This is a genomic window from Rhodococcus sp. NPDC056960, assembly GCF_042674125.1.
In the GTDB taxonomy this organism is placed as follows: domain Bacteria; phylum Actinomycetota; class Actinomycetes; order Mycobacteriales; family Mycobacteriaceae; genus Rhodococcus_F.
The window spans coordinates 1-1,676 of record NZ_JBHURF010000088.1 but is presented as its reverse complement, the minus strand read 5'-3'; the positions used below and the strand labels follow the sequence as shown (position 1 = coordinate 1,676).

At 66.9% G+C, this 1,676-nt stretch carries 1 protein-coding gene; it reads right to left on the bottom strand.

Annotated elements, in window-relative coordinates:
- Nucleotides 1–153 precede the first annotated feature (153 nt).
- Nucleotides 154–1,554 (bottom strand): IS1380 family transposase, encoded by a 1,401-nt coding sequence (locus ACFTWF_RS45020; RefSeq protein WP_378467532.1) that lies wholly within the window; start codon nt 1,552–1,554, stop codon nt 154–156.
- Nucleotides 1,555–1,676 lie beyond the last annotated feature (122 nt).

Here is a 1,676-nt window from a genome sequence, read left to right as displayed (position 1 = left end):
AGCCTCGATCCGTGGAGAGGTGATTTCGGCGGGATTGGTGGTGGTTTCGGTTTCTTCGGGGTGTCGGTGTGTGTGCGTGGTCCGCTGACCGGTGTCAGCTCATCCACGTTGTCGGGAGTCCTCGGAGTCGGGCCGGATGGCGGAACGGATCAGTCACGCCAGTTGTGGTGGCGCAATTCCCGATCCGATAACCCAGCACCACAGGGTGTTCCACTGCTTCTGCCACGGCCAGTGGGCGGGCAGGTGCAGGACGGGTTTGCCGGCGGGCCGGGCGAACCGGGCGGGGACGTTGACCAGGTCACGACGCAGGGTAGCGCCGCGGGCGACGGCATGGTTGCCACCGGCGAGGGTGCCGGCGGCGCGGAGCAGGTTGTGCGCGATGGCCGCACAGGTCACCCAGGCGCAGTTCGCCGGAAACCGTCCCGACGGGATGTGCGCGAGCGGTCCGTCGATCAGGTCCGCGAACACCGTTTCCACGATCGCGTGCTTGCGGTGGGTGAGGTCGGCGTCGACGGTCGGCAGGTCGGAATTGGTGAAGAACGGGTGATACCGCCACACCGGGAACAACGCGTCGGGATAGTTCGCGTCCTTGACCCGGCGCACGATCAGGCGGGCGGTGACCTGGTGGCGGCCGGAGAACGCCGTGTACTCGACCTCGGCGACCTCGGCGTCGGAGATCAGCTTCCCGCTCTCGGGGTCGGTGACTGCACCGGGGTAGTGCACCGGGACCCAGTCCTGCTCGTCGATACCGTCGATGGCCCGGGTGATCCGGGGATTGCGGTTCATGCCCACGGAAAACTCGATACCCGCGGCGATCGCGGCACCGATGACGGACTTGTTGCCGAACGCCGAATCCCCGCGGACCATGATCTTGCCCGTCGCGCCACAGGCGCGGGCGGTGGTGATCGCCGAGCGCAGCTGGGAGGCGGCGCCGCGGCCGGAGCCGGTCTTGCCGCCGCGCAGCCGCATCTCCGTGACCACCGGCGCCGCCTGCGCGGTGGACAGCGTCGTGACCAGCGGGTTCAAGCCTTTCCGCAGTACGGTGCGGCCGGAAACCTTGGCGTGCCCGTAGCTTGCACCCTCCTTGGCGTGCCCGTAGACCGGGCGCAGCAACGAATCGATGTCGAGGAACGCCCGGTCCTCGATCCCGGGTAGCAGCGGGGTGCGGGCGGCGAGGGCGATCAGGTGCCGACGCAGTACCGCCCCGAGCTGCAGGCTGTGCCCGAAGGTGAACTCGCGCAGAAAGATCCCCAGGGTCGACGGGGCGTAGACCTTATCGAACAGGGCGGGCATCCCGCCGGCCCGGAGCAGGTTCATGTCGTCGATGACGTCCGCTCCGGTGCACATCCCGGCGATGATCGAGGTCAGTTTCCCGACCGGGTTGGCCGCGCCCGATTTCACCCGGGCACTGTCGATGTCGACATGGACGTCGATCAACTCCGAGAGTCCCGCCTGCTCGGCCAACTCCAGCACCGGAACCAGGCCGGCCGACGACACGAGATTCCTCTCATCGAAGACAGCAGAGTCTACGCGGAAGGTGTGCGATGATTTCAACCGAAAGTGCCTCGTGGTGTGGTGGACAATCAGGACCTAGACACTCCCGATTATCCCAGTTCACGAGGCACTTTCCTGATCTCCCACGCCGATCCGCCACCGCGATCATCCACGGATTCAGG